General features: G+C 64.7%; 18 protein-coding genes and 1 tRNA gene. 7 read left to right on the forward strand and 12 right to left on the reverse strand.

Annotated elements, in window-relative coordinates:
• The first annotated feature begins 29 nt into the window (after positions 1–29).
• Both ACLKOZ_RS17350 and ACLKOZ_RS17355 read left to right on the forward strand, forming a co-directional pair.
• Complete coding sequence (locus ACLKOZ_RS17350) at positions 30–764, forward strand: potassium channel family protein (protein WP_436476884.1); 735 nt, start codon at positions 30–32, stop codon at positions 762–764.
• 360 nt (positions 765–1,124) lie between these two features.
• A complete protein-coding gene (locus ACLKOZ_RS17355; protein WP_436476886.1) occupies positions 1,125–1,964 on the forward strand; it encodes a LysM peptidoglycan-binding domain-containing protein in 840 nt (279 codons plus the stop codon).
• Between the two features lie 119 nt (positions 1,965–2,083).
• Here the strand turns inward: ACLKOZ_RS17355 and ACLKOZ_RS17360 are convergent, their stop codons facing one another.
• From ACLKOZ_RS17360 to ACLKOZ_RS17370, 3 genes are all read right to left on the reverse strand, one after another.
• Positions 2,084–2,515 (reverse strand): CBS domain-containing protein, encoded by a 432-nt coding sequence (locus ACLKOZ_RS17360; RefSeq protein ID WP_337346761.1) that lies wholly within the window; start codon positions 2,513–2,515, stop codon positions 2,084–2,086.
• Between the two features lie 254 nt (positions 2,516–2,769).
• A tRNA-Tyr gene (locus ACLKOZ_RS17365) sits at positions 2,770–2,851 on the reverse strand.
• Between the two features lie 182 nt (positions 2,852–3,033).
• On the reverse strand, positions 3,034–3,288 hold the full coding sequence (locus ACLKOZ_RS17370) for a hypothetical protein (protein ID WP_337346760.1): 255 nt from the start codon (positions 3,286–3,288) through the stop codon (positions 3,034–3,036).
• A gap of 203 nt (positions 3,289–3,491) precedes the next feature.
• Here ACLKOZ_RS17370 and ACLKOZ_RS17375 point away from each other — a divergent pair, with 203 nt between their 5' ends.
• Positions 3,492–3,983 carry a YajQ family cyclic di-GMP-binding protein gene (locus ACLKOZ_RS17375; protein WP_066293529.1) on the forward strand — a complete coding sequence of 164 codons (492 nt, stop codon included), beginning with the start codon at positions 3,492–3,494 and terminating at the stop codon, positions 3,981–3,983.
• A gap of 53 nt (positions 3,984–4,036) precedes the next feature.
• On the opposite strand, the gene htpX is transcribed toward ACLKOZ_RS17375, so the two are convergent.
• On the reverse strand, positions 4,037–4,897 hold the full coding sequence (htpX, locus tag ACLKOZ_RS17380; RefSeq protein ID WP_376043394.1) for a zinc metalloprotease HtpX: 861 nt from the start codon (positions 4,895–4,897) through the stop codon (positions 4,037–4,039).
• A gap of 195 nt (positions 4,898–5,092) precedes the next feature.
• Between htpX and ACLKOZ_RS17385 the strand changes: the two genes are divergently transcribed.
• From ACLKOZ_RS17385 to ACLKOZ_RS17400, 4 genes are all read left to right on the forward strand, one after another.
• A complete protein-coding gene (locus ACLKOZ_RS17385; RefSeq protein ID WP_436476889.1) occupies positions 5,093–5,887 on the forward strand; it encodes a hypothetical protein in 795 nt (264 codons plus the stop codon).
• Positions 5,888–5,917: 30 nt separating this feature from the next.
• On the forward strand, positions 5,918–6,403 hold the full coding sequence (locus ACLKOZ_RS17390) for a Fur family transcriptional regulator (protein ID WP_337346756.1): 486 nt from the start codon (positions 5,918–5,920) through the stop codon (positions 6,401–6,403).
• Positions 6,404–6,410: 7 nt separating this feature from the next.
• Positions 6,411–7,892: a catalase gene (locus ACLKOZ_RS17395; protein WP_436476891.1), complete on the forward strand. Its 1,482-nt coding sequence runs from the start codon at positions 6,411–6,413 to the stop codon at positions 7,890–7,892.
• A gap of 169 nt (positions 7,893–8,061) precedes the next feature.
• The gene (locus ACLKOZ_RS17400; RefSeq protein ID WP_337351764.1) at positions 8,062–8,697 is read left to right on the forward strand and encodes a DUF2461 domain-containing protein; all 636 of its coding nucleotides are present in this window, start codon (positions 8,062–8,064) and stop codon (positions 8,695–8,697) included.
• Positions 8,698–8,713: 16 nt separating this feature from the next.
• Here ACLKOZ_RS17400 and ACLKOZ_RS17405 read toward each other — a convergent pair whose 3' ends face one another.
• The 8 genes from ACLKOZ_RS17405 to ACLKOZ_RS17440 form a co-directional block, all read right to left on the reverse strand.
• Positions 8,714–9,319: a TetR/AcrR family transcriptional regulator gene (locus tag ACLKOZ_RS17405; RefSeq protein ID WP_436476893.1), complete on the reverse strand. Its 606-nt coding sequence runs from the start codon at positions 9,317–9,319 to the stop codon at positions 8,714–8,716.
• A 175-nt stretch (positions 9,320–9,494) separates the two neighbouring features.
• The gene (locus ACLKOZ_RS17410) at positions 9,495–11,051 is read right to left on the reverse strand and encodes an amino acid permease (protein WP_337346270.1); all 1,557 of its coding nucleotides are present in this window, start codon (positions 11,049–11,051) and stop codon (positions 9,495–9,497) included.
• 175 nt (positions 11,052–11,226) lie between these two features.
• Positions 11,227–11,676, reverse strand: coding sequence for a DUF779 domain-containing protein (locus ACLKOZ_RS17415; RefSeq protein ID WP_337346269.1), 450 nt, complete (start codon positions 11,674–11,676; stop codon positions 11,227–11,229).
• A gap of 16 nt (positions 11,677–11,692) precedes the next feature.
• Positions 11,693–12,715, reverse strand: coding sequence for an alcohol dehydrogenase AdhP (gene adhP, locus ACLKOZ_RS17420; protein ID WP_337346268.1), 1,023 nt, complete (start codon positions 12,713–12,715; stop codon positions 11,693–11,695).
• A 58-nt stretch (positions 12,716–12,773) separates the two neighbouring features.
• Positions 12,774–14,297 carry an acetaldehyde dehydrogenase ExaC gene (gene exaC / locus ACLKOZ_RS17425; protein WP_337351761.1) on the reverse strand — a complete coding sequence of 508 codons (1,524 nt, stop codon included), beginning with the start codon at positions 14,295–14,297 and terminating at the stop codon, positions 12,774–12,776.
• A 131-nt stretch (positions 14,298–14,428) separates the two neighbouring features.
• The gene (locus ACLKOZ_RS17430) at positions 14,429–15,841 is read right to left on the reverse strand and encodes a GAF domain-containing protein (protein WP_436476897.1); all 1,413 of its coding nucleotides are present in this window, start codon (positions 15,839–15,841) and stop codon (positions 14,429–14,431) included.
• 120 nt (positions 15,842–15,961) lie between these two features.
• Positions 15,962–17,404 carry an FAD-dependent oxidoreductase gene (locus ACLKOZ_RS17435; protein WP_337351759.1) on the reverse strand — a complete coding sequence of 481 codons (1,443 nt, stop codon included), beginning with the start codon at positions 17,402–17,404 and terminating at the stop codon, positions 15,962–15,964.
• A 130-nt stretch (positions 17,405–17,534) separates the two neighbouring features.
• On the reverse strand, positions 17,535–18,533 hold the full coding sequence (locus ACLKOZ_RS17440) for a DNA topoisomerase IB (RefSeq protein WP_376043426.1): 999 nt from the start codon (positions 18,531–18,533) through the stop codon (positions 17,535–17,537).
• Positions 18,534–18,687 lie beyond the last annotated feature (154 nt).

Genomic DNA, 18,687 nt, shown 5'->3' on the forward strand with positions numbered 1-18,687 from the left:
TTCAAGAGCTCCCGCGTAGGATGTGGCGCATGACGCAACAACGCTACCGGGACCTCGCCGAGTGGCCGCTGATGGGAACTGCACTGGTGTTCCTGGCCGCCTATGCGTGGCAGGTGATTGGCCGCGTCGAAGGAAGCGCCGCCGAGTGGCTGGAGGCCGTCCTGTGGCTGACCTGGGGGATATTCGCCCTCGACTACGCAGCCAACCTGTGGCTCGCCAAGGACCGGCGTCGCTGGTTCCTCTGGAACCTGCACGAACTCCTGATAGTTGCCCTGCCCTTCTTCCGGCCGCTCAGGCTGCTCCGGCTGGTGACGCTGCTCTCGGTACTGCACCGGACCGTCGGTGAAACCCTCCGTGGCCGCGTTGTCACGTATGTGGCCGGCTCAGCGGCCCTGCTCGTCTTTGTGGGTGCCTTGGCAGTGCTGGATGTTGAACAGTCCGCTCCAGATGCCAAGATCCTGACCTTCGGCGACGCCGTCTGGTGGGCCATCACCACTATCACCACTGTGGGATACGGCGACATGTATCCCGTGACTCCGATCGGCCGGATGGTTGCCGCGGCGCTCATGATGAGCGGCATCGCCGTGCTCGGCGTGGTCACCGCTTCCATCGCCTCCTGGCTTGTCCAGCGCGTTGAGGAATCCACCGAAGCCGCCGCGGAGTCGGCGGAGGAACCCGTCCGGGCCGAGCTGGCCGACCTGGTGGAGGAGATCGCATCGCTGCGGCGCGAGGTCGCCGACCTGAGGGACCGGCGCACGCCCTGAAGTTCGCGTAGCCGCGGCGAGTACTACTGAGTAGAAAAAACGCCCGCCACTGGCCTTGTTGCGAAAAATTCGAGTAACCCCTACTGGTGCCGCCTGGCGCAACGGCTTCCTAGACTCGGAATTCCTAGGGCCGAATACGTTGCCGGCGCATCCTCCAAGCTGGGGTGGATGATGCCGCTTCATGGTGGAGCTCCCGTATCTTCTGGGTATGCGGGCGGCTCCCATCACGCGCATCCCTGCGCGGCGCCGGTTACTGACCGGAACCGCATAGCGCATCACACCTCGATCCGTCCTGCAAGGGGAACCGGCGGCATCCACCGCTGCTTTTCCTTGACTGGGCCGACCTGCGATGGGCCACCCATGCATCAGTTGACCGCAAAACCTTCCGAACCTCCCAGCCGGAACTTCGAAACAGACGTTCCCCGGGCAGAACTGAACCAGACCCGCAATCCTGTCAGCAACCGGCTCTGGGCAGGCATGGCCGCCGCTGCCGTGGTCTCCGCCGTTGGCGTTGGATCCTTGGCAGGGCCCGTCCGCACTGCAGAGGTTCCGCTTCCACCGGAGGTAAGCACGACGGCGGCCGCACAGGCCGAGGGTCCCGCACAGGCCGAGGGTCCTGCACCGGTCCCGGCTCCCCCGGCGCCAGCTCCGGCGCCTGCTCCCGCGCCTGCTCCCTCGGGCGACTCCAACCGCTACACCGTTGTTCCCGGCGACACTGTGGGTGGGATCGCCGCACGGTATGGCGTGGACCTGAATGCGATGCTGGCCGCCAACGGGCTGGGTGCCTACAGCATCATCGTCCCCGGCCAGTCCTTGGTGCTGACCGGTCCCGCTGTCGCTGCCCCAACGACTCCGGGCCAGGCTGCGCCTGCGGTCCGGACGATCTATGTAGCGGGCGTCGGCGGACAGGCAATGGTGGACGCCTGCATCGGCCCCATCCACTTCACCCCCAACGATGGCTACTCGCTGTTCATCACCGAACATGACTTCTGCGGCGGCTGGGCGCGCTTCTCCGGCATTGCTGTGGGCGAAACCATCAGCATCCCGGGCTACGGAACCTACACGGCCACCGCCCGTGGGCAGGTTCCCAACCCCGGCACCACCAACGACGTCAAGGCCGTTTTCGGTGGTTTCCCCAGGGCTATCCTGCAGACCTGCATCCCGGGGACCAGCCAGATGCTCCTGATCGCGCTGAACTGACTTTCCAAAGCTTGTCCGTGGTTCCTAACCTTCAAGGCGGGGAACCGCGGACAAGGCCATGACGGCCCACAAAGTAACGCCACGGAGAGGACTCCGTGGCGTTCTGCTTCAGTTGCTGACTACACCTGCATTCGGCTGCGTTCCGAAATGTGTTCCACCAGCTCGCCCACACGCTGCTCGGAGTAGTTGCGGGCGATGTCGCCCTGGCTGATGATGCCCACCAACTTGTGGTCGGCAATGACCGGGAGACGCCGGACCTGGTGCCTCTCCATCAGTTCGATGGCGGCGTCGACATTCGCATCGGCGTCAACCCAGTAAGGCTTGCCGGTAGCGAGGTCCTTGGCCATCATTTCGCGGGGATCGCGGCCGGCGGCGATGCATTTGAGCACGATGTCACGATCGGTGATCATGCCCTTCAACTTTCCGTCGTCACCGCAGATCGGCAACGAGCCACAGTCCAGATCCTGCATCATCCGGGCAGCATCCGTGAGGGACTGGGTCTCCTTAATACACTTTGCATCTGTAGTCATGAATTCACGTACAGCACTCATTGGTACTCCTTCATCGATTGATGCATCGACGCAGGGCATCGGGTTCATGCGCCGATGCTGCCAGCCTACGCCGGGGCCATAAAGCTGTCGACGGCCCAGATTTCCCCTTTGCGTGGTCAATTCCCCCTGTAACGCAGGGGGGAAAAGACCACGAGGAGGGGAATACCCTGCAGCAGGGCAGGACAGGCGGCCGGGGGTCGCTTCAGGCACGAAAAAGCCTCCGGAACCTGATGGTTCCGGAGGCTTTCCTTGGGTGGCAGATGAGGGATTCGAACCCCCGTAGGCGTTGCCAGCTGATTTACAGTCAGCCCCCTTTGGCCGCTCGGGTAATCTGCCGAACTTCAAAAGAAGATCACCCCCGGCTGCAGTGTTCGGAACGTCCGTTTCCGGGCCGTTCCGCTTCCAGTAACCGCGGGCAAGACAACTTTACAGAACTTCTGCCGAAGAATCGAATCGAGCCCCCGGCCCTGGGGAACGCGCGCGAAAAACCCCGAAACCGCGCGGAAAATCGGCCCGAATCAGGCCTCGCCGAGAATGCGTCCGGCGAGGCGGGCCTCGAACTTCACGGCCTGCTCCTCGGTGATCTGGTTCAGTTCGACCGCACGCAGCAGGTCCTCACTGACGCCGTCCATCCGGGCAGAAGCATCCGCCACCGGGCTGAAGATGATGGAGGCCGCCACGGCGGCAGCCGCGACGGAGGTGGCTGCGGTAGCCACGGCTCCGGCGGCTGCAGTGGTGGTTCGGTTGACGTAACGGACGGCTTTGCGGTGCATGGTCTTTCCCTTCGCGCTCTTTCCAACAACTCCAACTCTCTGGCGCGGGGCTTCGTTCCCGCCCGGTGTCCGCTGAGAGGGAACCGTGAAAAGCGGCAACGACCAACAGGGGCATCCGTATTAGGCTGGAATGCAGACATCAGGCGCCTCCCGGGCGCAACCAGCCGCACTACCGGCACAACACCACCAGCACAAGGAGAATCATGGCAGGCGAGTCAACGTTCGACGTCGTAAGCAAAGTGGACAAGCAGGAAGTGGCCAACGCCCTGAATCAGGCCCAGAAGGAACTGGCCCAGCGCTACGACTTCAAGGGCGTCGGCGCCGAGGTCGACTTCAGCGGCGAGAAGATCCTGATGAAGGCGAACTCGGAGGAACGCGTCCTGGCCGTCCTGGACGTGCTCCAGTCCAAGCTGATCCGCCGCGGCATCTCGCTGAAGTCCCTGGACACGGGTGAGCCCTACGCGTCCGGCAAGGAGTTCCGTCTGGAGGCCTCCATCAAGGAAGGCATCGCGCAGGACCTGGCCAAAAAGATCAACAAGCTCATCCGCGACGAAGCGCCCAAGGGGGTCAAGTCCCAGATCCAGGGCGACGAACTCCGCGTCACGTCCAAGTCACGCGATGACCTGCAGGCCACTATGGCGCTGCTGAAGGACTTTGACGAGGCGGACCTGCAGTTCGTCAACTTCCGTAGCTAGCAGCAGCGAAGAGAGCACGACGGCGGCATCCAGCTTTGCTGATCAACCCCGGGTCAGCGCCGGCCCGCCATCCGTTCCAGCCGGGCAATCCGGTCCTTCATGGGCGGGTGCGTGGCGAACAGTTTGGTCATCGCCCCGCCGCGGAACGGGTTGGCAATCATCAGGTGCGAGGTGTTGACCAGCTTCTGGTCCTGCGGCAGCGGCGCGATCCGCACGCCCTGCTCAATCCGGCCCAGGGCTGAGGCGAGCGCCAGCGGATCGCCGGTCAGCTGCGCACCGTCCTCGTCGGCGTCGTACTCCCTGGTCCGGGAGATGGCCAGCTGGATCAGGGACGCCGCAAACGGCGCCAACAGGGCCATGGCCAGCATGGCCAGCGGATTGGAGTTGCGCCTGTCACCGCCGAAGAACAACAGCATCTGGCCCACCGAGGTGATCACGCCGGCGACGGCGGCAGCCACCGAGGAGGTGAGGATGTCGCGGTTGTACACGTGCATGAGTTCGTGCCCCAGGACGGCGCGGAGCTCCCTTGCGTCCAACAGCTGGAGGATGCCTTCGGTGACACAAACGGCGGCGTTGCGCGGATTGCGCCCCGTCGCGAAGGCATTCGGGTTCATCGTGGGCGAGACATAGATGCGTGGCATCGGCTGGTTGGCGCGGACTGACAGCTCGCGGACGATCTGGTACAGCTGCGGCGCCTGGGTTTCGGCGACCGGGTAGGCCTGCATGGAGCGTATGGCGATCTTGTCGCTGTTCCAGTAGCCATAGGCCGTGGTGGCCACGCCGATGAGTGCCATGATCCAGATGGGCGCCGAGCTGCGCATGTTGAGGCCGATCAGGGCGCCCAGTCCCAGCAGGACGGCCCAGAGGACGCCGAAGAGCGCCGCAGTTTTCAGGCCGTTGTAATGCTTGTGCACGTCCACTCCTCCACGTCTGCCCGCACGCCTTCAGGGGACCGGGCAGCAGGACCCGGCCCTCAGTCAGAATTTTAGTACCGCTGTGGGCCAGTCGAGGTGCTGGTCCCCACCGAAGCCACCTGCAAACCTGGTCACGCCTGCGTGTCGTGTTGTGCCATCGGCTTGGTATCCTCAGGCGGGGGAAGGAGTTGGCGCATGAATCTATCCAGGCGGCTGCTTTTTGCATCGGCGTTCTGGGAGGTGGCCCGTCCCCGGACCGCGCTGAACGCCGGCCACCTCCTCATCCGGCTCACGAATCCAGCCGTTGCCTTCGATCTCCGCTCCGCCGCCGACTGGCTTTGGTGCCACAATGCTGCCCGACAGGCGCTCGCCGAGGTCCTCGGCGCCAGTCGCTGCACCGTGGTTTTCGCCCACCAGTGGCACCCCATCGGCGCGGCAATCGGCGAACCGGAAGTCGAATCCTCCACGCCCACGTTCCACCTGTTCGGCCGCTGGGCCACCGAGCCGGTCACCCCGGGCGAACAGCTCCGCCTCCCCGCGCAGCGCCGGGTACCGGCCGCAGCCGAGGAACTCCAGGAGTACGACGGCGGCCTCCGCACTGCGCTGCGCCGTTTGGCTTTGGAGCGCCAGGCTGATCCGAGTTGGCAGTTCGAGACAATGTTGCCCGGCGACACTGCCGCGAACTCCCATCTCGGGGAACTCGTCGTGGCGCCACCCCGGCTTAAGGCCGGCGCGCACCACACTGTGTTGTCCACGGCGTTGGCGTCGTCGTCGGTCGAGCCGGGGCTCAGGCCCGGGCACTTGCTGGCGCTGGCCGCGTCTCTCCAAAGCATGACGGAACGCCCCGGCGTGAGCGGGTTGAGCTGTGTGGTTCCGGAGCCGGGCGATGGGCCATTGGAGGTCCACGCCATGGGACGTTCGGCTGGGGAATCAGTCAATCCGATGCAGGAGTTCCTGGCTCTTCCGGAGGTTAGCCAAGCCTTATTGTGATGAACTCATAATAAGTGCTTCAATAGAGGCATGACGGAACACTTTGGCGGCCACGAAGCCTGGGCTGCTGCCCTGCGCGCCCACGGCCGCCGGGTGACCAAGCAGCGGCTGGCGGTGCTGGCCGCCGTCGAGCATCACCCCCACTCCCCCGCGGAGAGCATCCTCGCCGCCGCGCGCAAGGAGCTCCCGGAGCTCACTGCGCAGTCCGTCTACGTGGTCCTGGGCGACCTCACCGACCTGCACATGCTGCGCCGCTTTGAGCCGCCGCACTCCCCCGCACTGTACGAGACCCGCGTGGGCGATAACCACCACCACGCGATCTGCATCAGCTGCGGGCGCGTCGAGGACGTAGAGTGCGCCGTCGGGCATGCGCCTTGCCTTACCCCGCATTGGGATAAGGACGCCAAGCCCATGACCATCCAGATCGCCGATGTCATGTACCAGGGCATCTGCCAGGACTGCCAGCAGTCCCAACAACTTCCTTCTGAACGTCCCTCGCAAGTAATAGAGAAATAGGAGAATAATGACTGCCATTTCAACGACCCAGTCAGGTGCGCCGGTTACGTCCGACGCGCATTCGAAGTCAGTTGGTGCCGACGGTGCCATCATCCTGACTGACCACTACCTGGTCGAAAAGCTCGCCCAGTTCAACCGCGAGCGGGTGCCCGAGCGCGTAGTACACGCCAAGGGCGGCGGCGCGTTCGGTACGTTCACGGCCACCGAGGACATCTCTGCCTACACCAAGGCCGCGTTCCTGCAGCCCGGCGCCGAGACCGAGATGCTGATCCGGTTCTCCTCCGTCGCAGGCGAGAACGGCTCCCCGGACACCTGGCGGGACCCCCGCGGCTTCGCCGTGAAGTTCTACACCTCCGAGGGCAACTACGACCTCGTGGGCAACAACACCCCGGTCTTCTTCATCCGCGACGGCATCAAGTTCCCGGACTTCATCCACTCCCAGAAGCGCCTCCCGGGCACCCACCTGCGCGACGCCGACATGCAGTGGGACTTCTGGACCCTGTCCCCCGAATCCGCGCACCAGGTCACCTGGCTCATGGGCGACCGCGGCCTGCCGGCCTCCTGGCGCGAAATGCAGGGCTACGGCTCACACACCTACCAGTGGATCAACGCCGCGGGCGAACGCTTCTGGGTCAAGTACCACTTCAAGTCCAACCAGGGCGTCAAGACCATCACCGGCGAGCAGGCCGAAGAACTGGCCGGCTCCGACGCGGACTTCTACATCCGCGACCTCGCCGAAAACATCGACGCCGGCAACTTCCCGTCCTGGGACCTGCACGTCCAGGTCATGCCCTACGAGGACGCCAAGACCTACCGCTTCAACCCCTTCGACCTCACCAAGGTCTGGCCGCACGCGGACTACCCGCTGATCAAGGTCGACACCATGGAACTGAACAAGAAACCCGAGAACTACTTCGCGCAGATCGAACAGGCCACCTTCGCGCCCTCGAACTTCGTGCCCGGCATCGCCGCGTCCCCGGACAAAATGCTCCAGGCCCGCATCTTCTCCTACGCCGACGCACACCGCTACCGCGTGGGCACCAACCACGCCCAGATCCCGGTGAACCAGCCCAAAAACCAGGTCAACAACTACAGCCAGGACGGCGCCGGACGCTACCTGTTCAACGCCCCCACCACCCCGGTCTACGCCCCCAACTCCGTGGGCGGCCCGGCAGCCGTGGAGCCGCAGAACCCCGCCGGCGGCTGGGAGAACGACGGCGAGCTGACCCTCTCCGCGCACACCCTGCACGCCGAGGACAGCGACTTCGGCCAGGCCGGCACGCTCTACCGCGAGGTCTACGACGACGCCGCCAAAGCCCGCTTCCTCGACACCATCACCGGTGCCGTGGGCGGCGTGAAGAGCCCCGGCATCAAGGAACGCGCCATCCAATACTGGACCAACGTCGACGCCGAACTCGGCGCCAAACTCCGCGCCAACCTCGGCACAGCACCGCTCTCCGACGCCGAAGCAGCCAACAAAATCGGCTAACCCGCCCTCCGGTTCTGTGCCACCGGCTGGCTTATGCCACTGGTTGGCCCGGCACCTGAGAACACCCCGCTGCGGATTTTCCGCGGCGGGGTGTTTTGCGTTGCTGCGATTTCCACATAGGGAATGCCGGCTCTGGCTGGAGGCACCCTACCGTCCTTAGGATCACTGCATGAGCACATTCCAAGGCATCCCCGCAGGGGCATTCGAGTTCTACGCTGAACTTGAGGACAACAACAACCGGGAGTGGTGGCTGGACCACAAGGACCGCTACAACACCTTGGTCAGGGATCCGGTCACGGCCCTGCTGGCCGAACTGGAACCGCGGTTCGGCCCGGGCAAAGTCTTCCGGCCCAACCGGGATATCAGGTTCTCCCAGGACAAATCGCCCTACAAAACCGCCCAGGGCGCCTTTGCGGCCACTCAGGAGGGCGTCGGTTACTACGTGCAGGTGAGCGCCGACGGGCTCTTGGTGGGCGGCGGATGCCATACCAGCACACCGGCCCAGCTGGTCCGGTTCCGGAATTCCGTCGATGCCTCGGGCACCGGCGAAGCGCTCCGGCAGATCGTTGAATCAGCGGCTGCCGCCGGTTTTGTGGTGGAAGGCGAAAAACTCAAGACCGTGCCGCGCGGCTTCGACAAGGACCACCCCCGGGCGGAGTTGCTGAAGCACAAGTCCCTGTCCGCGCGTGTTGAGCTTGGCCAGCCGGACTGGGTGCATGGACCGGAAGCGGCCGAGAGGATATCCGCGATGTGGGACCAGCTGCGACCGCTCGTGGAGTGGGTGGGCCGGCACGCAGCCCCCTAAGACGTTCGCTGGAAAGTCAGGCTCCCTGGGACGCCGCAGCCAGGCGGGCCTCCAGGTTGTTGAAAAAGACAGTCAGCATCAGCTCAAAGGCGCGGGTGGCGGCTTCGGGCTGGTTCATCACCACAAAATCGAACTGCAGGCCGTAGAAGGTGGACGTGAACAGCCGGGCGTCCGTATCCGCAAAGTCCTCCGGGATGCCCTGAACCATGAGCCAGTCCCTGGTTTTGTGGTGCAGCATGCGGAAGTTCTCCTGCGAGGTCCCGCGCGGTTCGGCGGCCACAATGTCCTGTGCCGTGGCCTCGAACTCAAGGCGTGCCAGATGCCGGTTCCGCTGTGCCATGGTCCACTGCCAGGACTCCAGCAGGTAGGTCCTCCAGGCATCCCGGTCGATGTCGTGCACGTCCGTGGTGCGCATGCTGTCCAGCCGTGACTCGATGGACCCGATGATCTCGTTGACCAACTGCTCCCGGCTGCCGAAGTGGTACACCAGCACGTAGGCGCTGATGCCCAAGCCTTCGGCCAGGCTGCGGAAGGTCAGTTCAGCAAGCGTCTTGTCCATCAGGTAGTCCAGGATCGCGGAGAGCAGCTCTGCCTTGCGTTCAGGTTTTGCGGGGCGGGCCATAAATCCATCTTAGGTAACAGGGCCGGGCAACCCTGCCGTGGGAGCCTTGCGCCCAGGGCCGGTCACAATGCAGCGGCGCTGCCCCGCACGGACGGCGCTGCCCCGCACCGCGTGAGCGGGGCAGGGCAGCTAGTGCGGGACAGGCCGGTCTCTTGCCTCCGGCCCACGGTGGCCGCTAGGCGCGGCTGAACTCGTCCTCATCGTCGGCTGACTTGGGGGCGGCTTGCCCGGCGGGGCCGTTGACAGCTTCCTTGGCCTCGGTGAAACGCTCGTTGAGGCGGGAGTGCCGCTGTCCGTACGAGAAGTAGATGACGATGCCGATCACAAGCCAGATCGCGAAGAAGATCCAGGTCTCCACCGCCAGGTTGGTCATCAGGTAAAGGCACAGCAGGGCCGAAACCACCGGCAGGACCTTGCCGAACGGCACACGGAAGGAGGGCTTGAGGTCCGGGCGTTTCTTCCGCAGCACCAGGATGCCCAGGCTCACCATCACGAACGCGGACAGCGTCCCGATGTTGATCATCTCTTCGAGCAGGTCAACGTTGGTGAGGCCGGCGACGAGTGCCACGGCGGCGCCGCAGATCACCTGGAGGCGTGCCGGCGTCGAACGCTTTTCACTGGTCTTGGACAGGGCCCGGGGCAGCAGGCCGTCGCGGCTCATGGCCAGGACCACGCGGGACAGGCCCATGAGGAGCACCATGATCACGGTGGTCAGGCCGATCAGCGAGCCGAAGGCGATGACCTTGGCGGCAGTGGTGTCGCCCACCGCCTCGAAGGCAGTGGTCAGAGTGGGGTTCTTGGCTTCCGCGAGGTCGGTATAGGACACCATTCCGGTCAGTGCAAGGGACACCAGGATGTAGAGGAGTGTGACGACGGCGAGGCCGCCGAAGATGCCGCGTGGCAGGGTCTTCTGCGGGTTTTTGACTTCCTCTGCCGAAGTGGCCACCACGTCGAAGCCGATGAAGGCGAAGAACACCAGGGCAGCGCCGGCGAAGATGCCCAGTGTGCCGTACTGTGCAGGGGCGGCTCCGGTGAGGAAGCCGAAGAAGGACTGCTTGAGCACATCAGCGGTGCCGCTGACGCCCGTGGGTTCAGCTGCAGGGACGAAGGGGCTGTAGTTCTCGAATTTGACGTAGGTGAAGCCCACCACAATGACAAAGAGCACCACGGCGATCTTGATCAGCGTGAAGATGTTGCCTACCCGGGCAGAGAGCTTAGTGCCCAGCACCAGCAGGACGGTGAAGACAGCAACGATCAGGAAGGCTCCCCAATAGAGGTCAACGCCGCCAATGGACAGTGCTGCCGGGACGTCGGCGCCCATCAGGGCGAAGACCTTGCTGAGGTAGATGCCCCAGTACTTGGCGATCACCGCGGCGGCAGTGAAGAGCTCCAGGATCAGGTTCCAGCCGATGATCCAGGCCAGCAGTTCGCCCATGGTGGCGTACGTGAAGACGTAGGCCGACCCGGCGACAGGGATGGCGGTGGCAAACTCGGCGTAGCACATGATGGCCAGCGCGCAGGTGACGGCGGCGATGGCGAAGGAGACGGTCACGGCGGGTCCGGCGAAGTTGGCCGCTGCCTTGGCTCCGACCGAGAAGATGCCGGCGCCGACGGCGACAGCCACACCCATGATCATCAGATCCCAGGTACTCAGTGACCGCTTAAGCTTGCGTCCGGGTTCATCGGCGTCGGCCATTGACTGCTCGATTGTTTTGGTCCGGAGGAGGTTCATAAGGAGATCCACAATCCTGATAGGGGATGGAAACAGACTTATCAACTTTACTGTCCATCCACTGGACGGTTCCAGTTGTCCCGTATCGTGAGACGCGCCGTATGCCGAAGTTAATTGCGGAAAACACCTTGAGGCCCTCCTTTTGGAGGGCCTCTAGGCTAAAGCATCGAACTGCCTAGGCGGGCCAGTCCATCAGCGTGGAACGGATGAGGAAGCGCTTGCCCTCCGGTGATTCCACCGAGAATCCGCTACCCCGGCCCGGGACCACGTCCACTGTCAGGTGGGTGTGGCTCCAGTAGCCGAACTGTTCCCGCGACATCCAGAACTCCAGCGGCTGCCCTTTCCCGGGGCCGCCGGGCGGGTCGGACGTGACGCCGCCGCCGGTCCCGGCTCCGGATAAGTCGAACAGGCCCAGCAGCACATCCGAGTCGCCGGTAATGAACTCCCCGGCGGGATAGCACATGGGCGAGGAGCCGTCGCAGCAGCCGCCGGACTGATGGAACATCAGCGGCCCGTGCTGCAGCCACAGTTTCCGCAGCAACTCCACGGCTGCGGCGGTGAGCGCTACCCGGGAAAAGTCCTCCCCGGGCAGCGTCACTGCAGCGTCGAGCTTCGCCTCCGGCATCAGAACGCGTCCTTCATCAGAACTTGATGACGACGCGGCCGTCGATCTTGGCGTGCTTCATTTCGTCAAGGACAGCGTTGACCTCGAAGAGTTCCCTGGTGGACACCGTGGGGTGGATCTTGCCCTGGGCGTAGAAGTCAAGTGCTTCCTCCAGGTCCTGCCGGGTTCCCACAATCGAACCGCGCACGGTCAGTCCCTTGAGCACAATCTCGAAAATGGGCGCCGGAAAGTCGCCCGGCGGCAGCCCGTTGAACACAATCGTCCCGCCGCGGCGTGCCATGCCGATCGCCTGTCCAAAAGCGGACGGGTGCACTGCGGTAACGAGGACTCCATGGCAACCTCCGGTTTCACGCTGGATGACTTCTGCTGGATCTTCGTGCAGGGCGTTGACGGTCAGTTCGGCTCCGTGGGCCTTGGCCAGGGCGAGCTTGTCGTCCGCGATATCCACGGCCGCAACGCGCAGGCCCATAGCAACCGCGTACTGGACGGCGATGTGCCCCAGGCCCCCGATGCCGGAGATGGTGACCCACTGGCCCGGCTTGGCTTCGGTCATTTTCAGGCCCTTGTAGACGGTGACTCCGGCGCAGAGCACGGGGGCCACTTCAACGGGATCCGTGCCAGCCGGGATCCTGGCGGCGAAGCGGCTGTCCACCAGCATGTACTCGCCGAAGGAGCCGTCCACGCTGTAGCCGGCGTTCTTCTGCACCTCACAGAGTGTTTCCCAGCCCGTGCGGCAGTACTGGCAGTCGCCGCAGGCGGACCAGAGCCAGGCGTTGCCCACAAGATCGCCGATGGCGAGGTCCGTGACGCCCTCGCCGAGGGCTACTACTTCGCCCACGCCCTCATGGCCGGGGATGAACGGCGGAGTCGGCTTGACCGGCCAGTCGCCCTCCGCTGCGTGGAGGTCGGTGTGGCAGACACCGGTGGTGAGTACCTTGACGAGGGCCTCCCCCGGCCCGGGGGTTGGAATGGCGAGCTCCTGGATCTGGAGGTCCTTGCCGAATTCAGTTACTACTGCTGCGTGCATTGTCGTCGTCATTGGCGAAATCCTTGCGTTGTTAGCGTTGGTCGGGGTGGTAGGGAACGCAGACTGGACTCTAGAAGAAGCCCAGCTTGTTCTCGTTGTAGCTGACCAGGAGGTTCTTGGTCTGCTGGTAGTGGTCCAGCATCATGGAGTGGTTTTCACGTCCGATGCCTGAGGACTTGTAGCCGCCGAACGCGGCGCCAGCCGGGTAGGCATGGTAGTTGTTGACCCAGACACGGCCTGCCTGGATTTCTCGTCCGGCACGGTACGCAACGTTGCCGTTGCGGGACCACACGCCTGCGCCGAGGCCGTAGAGGGTGTCGTTGGCGATTTCCATCGCGTCGTCATAGTCGCTGAAGCGGGAGACGGAAACCACCGGGCCGAAAATCTCCTCCTGGAAGATCCGCATCTTATTGTGGCCTTCGAAGACGGTGGGCTGGACGTAGTAGCCGCCGGCAAGGTCGCCGGGCAGCTCGGCACGGGCACCGCCGGTGAGCACCTTAGCGCCCTCCTGCTTTCCGATGTCGATGTAGGAGAGGATCTTCTCGAGCTGGTCATTGGAGGCCTGGGCGCCCACCTGGGTCTCGGTGTCCAGCGGGTTGCCCTGGATCATCTTTTCCACCCGGGCCACGGCGTCGGCCATAAAGGACTCGTAGATGTCCTCCTGGACCAGGGCGCGGGACGGGCAGGTGCAAACTTCGCCCTGGTTGAAGGCGAACAGTGCGAAGCCTTCCTGGGCCTTGTCGTAGAACGCGTCATTGTTTTCGGCGACGTCGTTGAAGAAGATGTTGGGGCTCTTGCCGCCGAGCTCCAGGGTGACCGGGATCAGGTTCTGGCTGGCGTACTGGCTGATCAGCCGGCCAGTAGTGGTCTCGCCAGTGAAAGCGATCTTGCGGATCCTCGGGCTCGAGGCGAGCGGTTTGCCGGCCTCGACGCCGAACCCGTTGACGATGTTGAGGACACCGGCAGGGAGCAGGTCACCGATGAGTTCGATCAGGACCAGGATGGACGACGGCGTCTGCTCGGCCGGCTTGAGGACCACGGCGTTGCCTGCAGCGAGGGCGGGAGCGAGCTTCCAGACGGCCATCAGGATGGGGAAGTTCCACGGGATGATCTGGCCGACCACGCCGAGCGGCTCGTGGTAGTGGTAAGCGGTGGTGTCGTCGTCCAGCTGGGACAGCCGGCCCTCCTGGGCGCGGACGGCGGAGGCGAAGTAGCGGAAGTGGTCCGCGGCGAGCGGGATGTCCGCGTTCAGGGTTTCACGGATGGGCTTGCCGTTGTCCCAGGATTCGGCCACGGCCAGCATTTCAAGGTTTTCGTCGATCCGGTCGGCGATCTTGTTCAGGATGGCCGCGCGTTCGGCCACCGAGGTCTTGCCCCAGGACGGCGCGACCTTGTGGGCGGCGTCGAGTGCCAGCTCAATATCCTCTGCTGTGCCCCGGGCCACCTCGCAGAAGACCTTGCCGGTGACGGGGGTGATGTTTTCGAAGTACTGGCCCTTGACGGGGGCAACCCATTCGCCGCCGATCCAGTTCTCGTAGCGGTCCTTGAAGGTGACCTTCGAACCGTCGGTACCGGGCTGTGCGTAAACAGTCATTGCTAGCTCCTTTGCTGTGCATGGGGCGGGCCTTGATGCTGGGGCCGCCGTTGGTTTCAGCGTAGGAGTGTGAAGGTTGCAGCCAGGTTGCACAGCCGTGAGCCAGCTCACAGCAAAGGTTGCACAGACAGTTAAGCGCTCAGCTCGGCTTCCAGCCGTTCAAGGTCGGCGACGACGGCGGCCCGCTTGGGCGAGCGCGCGGGCAGCAGCTTCAGGGCAGCAAGCCGCACGCCGACGTCGTCCCTCGCCTCGGGCAGGGCCGCATACTTGAGCAGCGTCTCGGCGCTGCCGTCCGTGAGTACAGCCTCGCGCATCAGCGAGGAGACCCTGTCGCGGAGGTCGATGACGCCTGGTGCTTCGGACTTCGGCAGCACCGCTCCGCGGTAGATCTCCAAGGCAATCCGGTGGGCACCGCGTTGCAGGCAGCTCAGGACCTGGCCGCTGTCCGGCACGAGGTCCATGCTGAGCTTGTACGGCCGGGATTCGGGCACCGCAGCGGGGTTTAGCTGCTGGAGGATTTTGCGCAGCCGGACCATTTCGGCGCGGAGGGTCATCGTAGAGCCGTCGCCCGGGTAGAGCAGGACGGACAGCTCCTCGGCGTTCAGACCGTCAGGGTGGGTGCTAAGCAGGGCCAGGATCTCACTGTGCCGGGCGGAGAGCGCCACGGTTTTGCCTTCGATGCTCAGCAAGGCCTGGTCGCGGCCCAAAAGCTGCAAGCTGTTGCGGTAGAGGCTGCCTTCCTTTGCACCGGAGGCTCCCGTTCCCCCGGCCGAACCTTCCCTGGCCGCGGAACTGTTGCTCCGCCGTCGTGCAGGCCTGCTTGCCAGGGCGGCAGCGAGCTGGAGCCGCTCAACGCGGAGCTGTGCCTGGGCGGCGGCAACGGTGGCTTCGACAAGCGAGAGGGTATGCGGGGCCACCGCGGTGGCCTTGCCCGTGATATCCACAACGCCCAGTAATGCGCCGGAGTCGGGGTCGTGGAACGGCACTGCGGTGCAACTCCACGGGTGAACCGACCGCTGGTAGTGCTCGGCTCCGGAAATCTGGATCCCGCGGCCCAGGGCCAGGGCAGTCCCCGGTGCGCTGGTGCCTACGGTGGCTTCGGACCAGTCCGCCCCGGGCACGAACATCATGCCTTCCGCTCGCCGTTGCAGGACCGGGTCGCCTTCCACCCAGAGGAGGCGGCCCACTTCGTCGCCCACGGCCACCAGGAGGCCGCTGTCGTGACTGGGCTGGACCAGCAGCTTGTGGATCACGGGCATGATGCTGGCGAGCGGGTGCTGGCGGCGGTATTCCTCCAACTCGTCCGTGTCCAGGGCGAGCGGCGCTTCGGGGTTGTCCGGGTTGGCCAACAGCTGTGCGGACCGCCGCCAGGACTCCCGGATCAGCTTGCGCAGGCCCGGGATTTCCTCAGCGCCGGGGAAATCTGCGCTGGCGTCGGCGAGGCGTGCCACGCCGTCGAGCTTTTCATGGCCCGCCAAGGCACTCCGCTGGATCAGCCCCTCGGAGTCGTTATCGGGAGCTGCCGGGTGGATCAGGTTCCTCATCGAACTCCCACTTGCGCTCGGCCTGCAGGCACGGGGCATCGCTTCCAGCCTGCGTGTGGCCACCAGTGTAGCCCCGCGGCCGCGGACCCGCCTAGCAACTCGTGAGCGGCGGACTGGAAGTCAGCCGCGGGAGATGCTGATCATTTCCTCGCGTGGGACCACCTTGATGCGTTCGCGGACGATGCCGTCGGTGGCTTCAGAGCCGGTCCAGGCCGCGCCGAGGGCTGCCTCGTGGGCGTCCAGCTTGTTCCAGCCCTCCCACGTGGTGTACTCGATGCCGCGCTCCTCCAGGAGGTGGATGATCGCCTGCGGATCCGGGTTCTGGGCAGGGGGGAGCGTGAGCCGGTCCTCCAGCAGGAAGCCGATGGTCTCCAGCGCGTCGCCCTTGGTGTGCCCGATCAGGCCTACAGGGCCCCGCTTGATCCACCCGGTGGTGTAGATGCCCGGCACAGGGTTGCCCTCAGCGTCCAGCACGCGGCCGCCCTCATTGGGGACCACACCGCGTTTGGCGTCGTACTCGAGCTCGTCCAGCGCGGAGCCGTGGTACCCGATGGCGCGATAGACGGCCTGCACGGGGTAGTCCACCATCTCGCCGGTGCCTTTGACGTTGCCGGTGCCATCGAGCTGCATCCGCTCAAACTTGATGCCTGCCACTTTTCCGGCACCGCCGTTGTCGGGGTCGTCATAGATCTCCACCGGGCTGTGCAGGAAGTGCAGGTGCAGGCGGCGGGAGGAGGGCTGCTCCGATTCCGCGTGCTCCTCGACCAGCCAGTTGGTGAGCGTGTTCACCATGGTCTTGATTTGGTTGTTGCTGCGGATCGCCTCGTCGGAGGCTTCGTCGAACTCGAAGTCCTCCGGGTAGAGGACGATATCCACGTCCTTCATGTGGCTCAGTTCGCGCAGCTCCAGCGGGGTGAACTTGACCTGGGCGGGACCGCGGCGGCCAAAGACGTGGACGTCGGTAACCGGGGAGTTTTTCAGGCCCTGGTAGACGTTGTCCGGGATTTCGGTGCTGAGCAGTTCATCGGCGTGCTTGACCAGCATCCGGGCCACATCCAGGGCCACATTGCCGTTGCCGATCACGGCGATTTCCTTGGCGTCCAGCGGCCATTCGCGGGGAACGTCCGGGTGGCCGTCATACCAGGAGACGAAGTCGGCGCCGCCGAATGAGCCGTCGAGGTCGATGCCGGGGATGTCCAGCTGGGCGTCCTTGATGGCGCCGGTGGAGAAGATCACGGCATCATAGAAGGCGCGGAAATCGTGCAGCGTCAGGTCCCGCCCGTACGTGACGTTGCCCAGGAAGCGGATGTCGCCCCTGTCCAGGACCTTATGCAGGGCGTTAACGATGCCCTTGATGCGGGGGTGGTCCGGGGCCACCCCATAGCGGATCAGGCCGTACGGCGCGGGGTAGGCCTCGAACAGGTCGATACTGACCTCGAAGTCGCCACCTTTGACCTCGTTGGACTTGGTGAGGATGTCCGCCGCGTAAACCCCCGCCGGTCCGGCGCCCACAATGGCGACGCGGAGGGGACGTTTGGAGCTGGATTCGCCTGGGTTGGACACCGGGAGCCCTTCTGGAACGAGGAGGATGCGAGTTGGTGGCTCACAATGCAGGTAGCGCACGCGCGATTAGCGCACAATGCCCCATTCTAAATGTCTACGGGGCCGGACGGGGTAACCCGTGACGCAGGCCTCAGCCGCTTTTCTGCAGCGGCACTACATCCCCTTCGCGGTACAGCAGCGCCCGCAACTCCGCCTCGGCGGAGTCCACGCGTTTGGGGTCGATGGTCTCCCCCGCAGCGAAATGGTCCAGCAGCCGCGGATCGACGTAGCTTTTGCGCGCAATCGACGGCGTGTTCCCAAGCACCTCAGCCGCCTCCATCATGGCCACGCTGATGGCCCGCTTCCGGGCCGCCACGGTCTTTTGCGGACCGCTGCGGGCAAGGCTCACTGCAGCTGCAACCGTGCCGCGCAAGGTACGGAAGTCCTTGGCGGTAAAGTCCGATCCTGTTCGTTCCTTGACGTAGCCGTTGATGTCGGCGCTGGTGACCGGATGCCAGCTGCGGCCATTCTTGTAGGCAAGCAGCCGGGCGTTGCCGCCCCGCCGCTTGAGCGTGCGCACCAGGGCGGCGAGGTCGGCGTCGTGGATTTCCGATTCCCAGTCCTTGCCGCTCTTGGCGGGAAACTTCAGCTCCAGGCACTCCTTGCGGACGTGCACGTGGGCACACAGGAGGGTGGCCAGGCCGTGGCTGCCGTTCTCATTCGTGTACCGCTCCGAGCCCACCCGCAGGGATCCGCTGTCCAGCATCCGGAAGGCTGCGGCCAGGACGCGCTCGCGGCTATGCCCCTCGCTGCGCAGGTCCAGGGTAACCAGGCGCCGGGCTGTGGGGAGTGACTCCGCCAACTGGAGGGCACGGTCGAACTTCACCCGGTCTTTCCGCTCGCGCCACTCTGGGTGGTAAATGTACTGCCGCCGGCCCACGGCGTCCAGGCCCGTCGCCTGGATGTGCCCGTTGTCGAAGGGCGCGATCCATACGTCAGTCCAGGCCGGCGGGATGCCGATGCTTTCGAGCCTGTCCCGTACGGGCCCGGGCGGCACCGTGGAGCCGTCCAAATCGCGGTAGCTGAAGCCTTTTCCTGCGGCAACCCGGCGGTAGCCGCGTCCGGAGGCGTTGCTGCGGCGGAGCCTCACGCCGAGGCCTCCTGGGGATTCGTCCTTCTCATAAAAGCAAGCATACTGACCAGTTCTTGGAATACCTGTCCACCGACTGGTGTTATCGGTTAGGTGCCTACTCCCGACGGATCCGTCTCCTCCCCCACCCCCAGCGCCCGGGTGAATTCAACCC

It is taken from the genome of Arthrobacter sp. R4 (genome assembly GCF_051365025.1).
In the GTDB taxonomy this organism is placed as follows: domain Bacteria; phylum Actinomycetota; class Actinomycetes; order Actinomycetales; family Micrococcaceae; genus Arthrobacter.

Excerpts from the sequence above, each read along its gene's own strand:
- ACLKOZ_RS17355 (WP_436476886.1), top strand. The coding sequence starts at position 1,125 with ATGCATCAGTTGACCGCAAAACCTTCCGAACCTCCCAGCCGGAACTTC.
- ACLKOZ_RS17415 (WP_337346269.1), bottom strand. The coding sequence starts at position 11,676 with ATGCCGGAGGCGAAGCTCGACGCTGCAGTGACGCTGCCCGGGGAGGAC.
- ACLKOZ_RS17350 (WP_436476884.1), top strand. The coding sequence starts at position 30 with ATGACGCAACAACGCTACCGGGACCTCGCCGAGTGGCCGCTGATGGGA.
- ACLKOZ_RS17400 (WP_337351764.1), top strand. The coding sequence starts at position 8,062 with ATGAGCACATTCCAAGGCATCCCCGCAGGGGCATTCGAGTTCTACGCT.
- ACLKOZ_RS17430 (WP_436476897.1), bottom strand. The coding sequence starts at position 15,841 with ATGAGGAACCTGATCCACCCGGCAGCTCCCGATAACGACTCCGAGGGG.
- ACLKOZ_RS17395 (WP_436476891.1), top strand. The coding sequence starts at position 6,411 with ATGACTGCCATTTCAACGACCCAGTCAGGTGCGCCGGTTACGTCCGAC.
- ACLKOZ_RS17410 (WP_337346270.1), bottom strand. The coding sequence starts at position 11,051 with ATGAACCTCCTCCGGACCAAAACAATCGAGCAGTCAATGGCCGACGCC.
- ACLKOZ_RS17385 (WP_436476889.1), top strand. The coding sequence starts at position 5,093 with ATGAATCTATCCAGGCGGCTGCTTTTTGCATCGGCGTTCTGGGAGGTG.
- adhP (WP_337346268.1), bottom strand. The coding sequence starts at position 12,715 with ATGACGACGACAATGCACGCAGCAGTAGTAACTGAATTCGGCAAGGAC.
- ACLKOZ_RS17390 (WP_337346756.1), top strand. The coding sequence starts at position 5,918 with ATGACGGAACACTTTGGCGGCCACGAAGCCTGGGCTGCTGCCCTGCGC.
- ACLKOZ_RS17370 (WP_337346760.1), bottom strand. The coding sequence starts at position 3,288 with ATGCACCGCAAAGCCGTCCGTTACGTCAACCGAACCACCACTGCAGCC.
- ACLKOZ_RS17360 (WP_337346761.1), bottom strand. The coding sequence starts at position 2,515 with ATGAGTGCTGTACGTGAATTCATGACTACAGATGCAAAGTGTATTAAG.
- ACLKOZ_RS17375 (WP_066293529.1), top strand. The coding sequence starts at position 3,492 with ATGGCAGGCGAGTCAACGTTCGACGTCGTAAGCAAAGTGGACAAGCAG.
- ACLKOZ_RS17405 (WP_436476893.1), bottom strand. The coding sequence starts at position 9,319 with ATGGCCCGCCCCGCAAAACCTGAACGCAAGGCAGAGCTGCTCTCCGCG.
- exaC (WP_337351761.1), bottom strand. The coding sequence starts at position 14,297 with ATGACTGTTTACGCACAGCCCGGTACCGACGGTTCGAAGGTCACCTTC.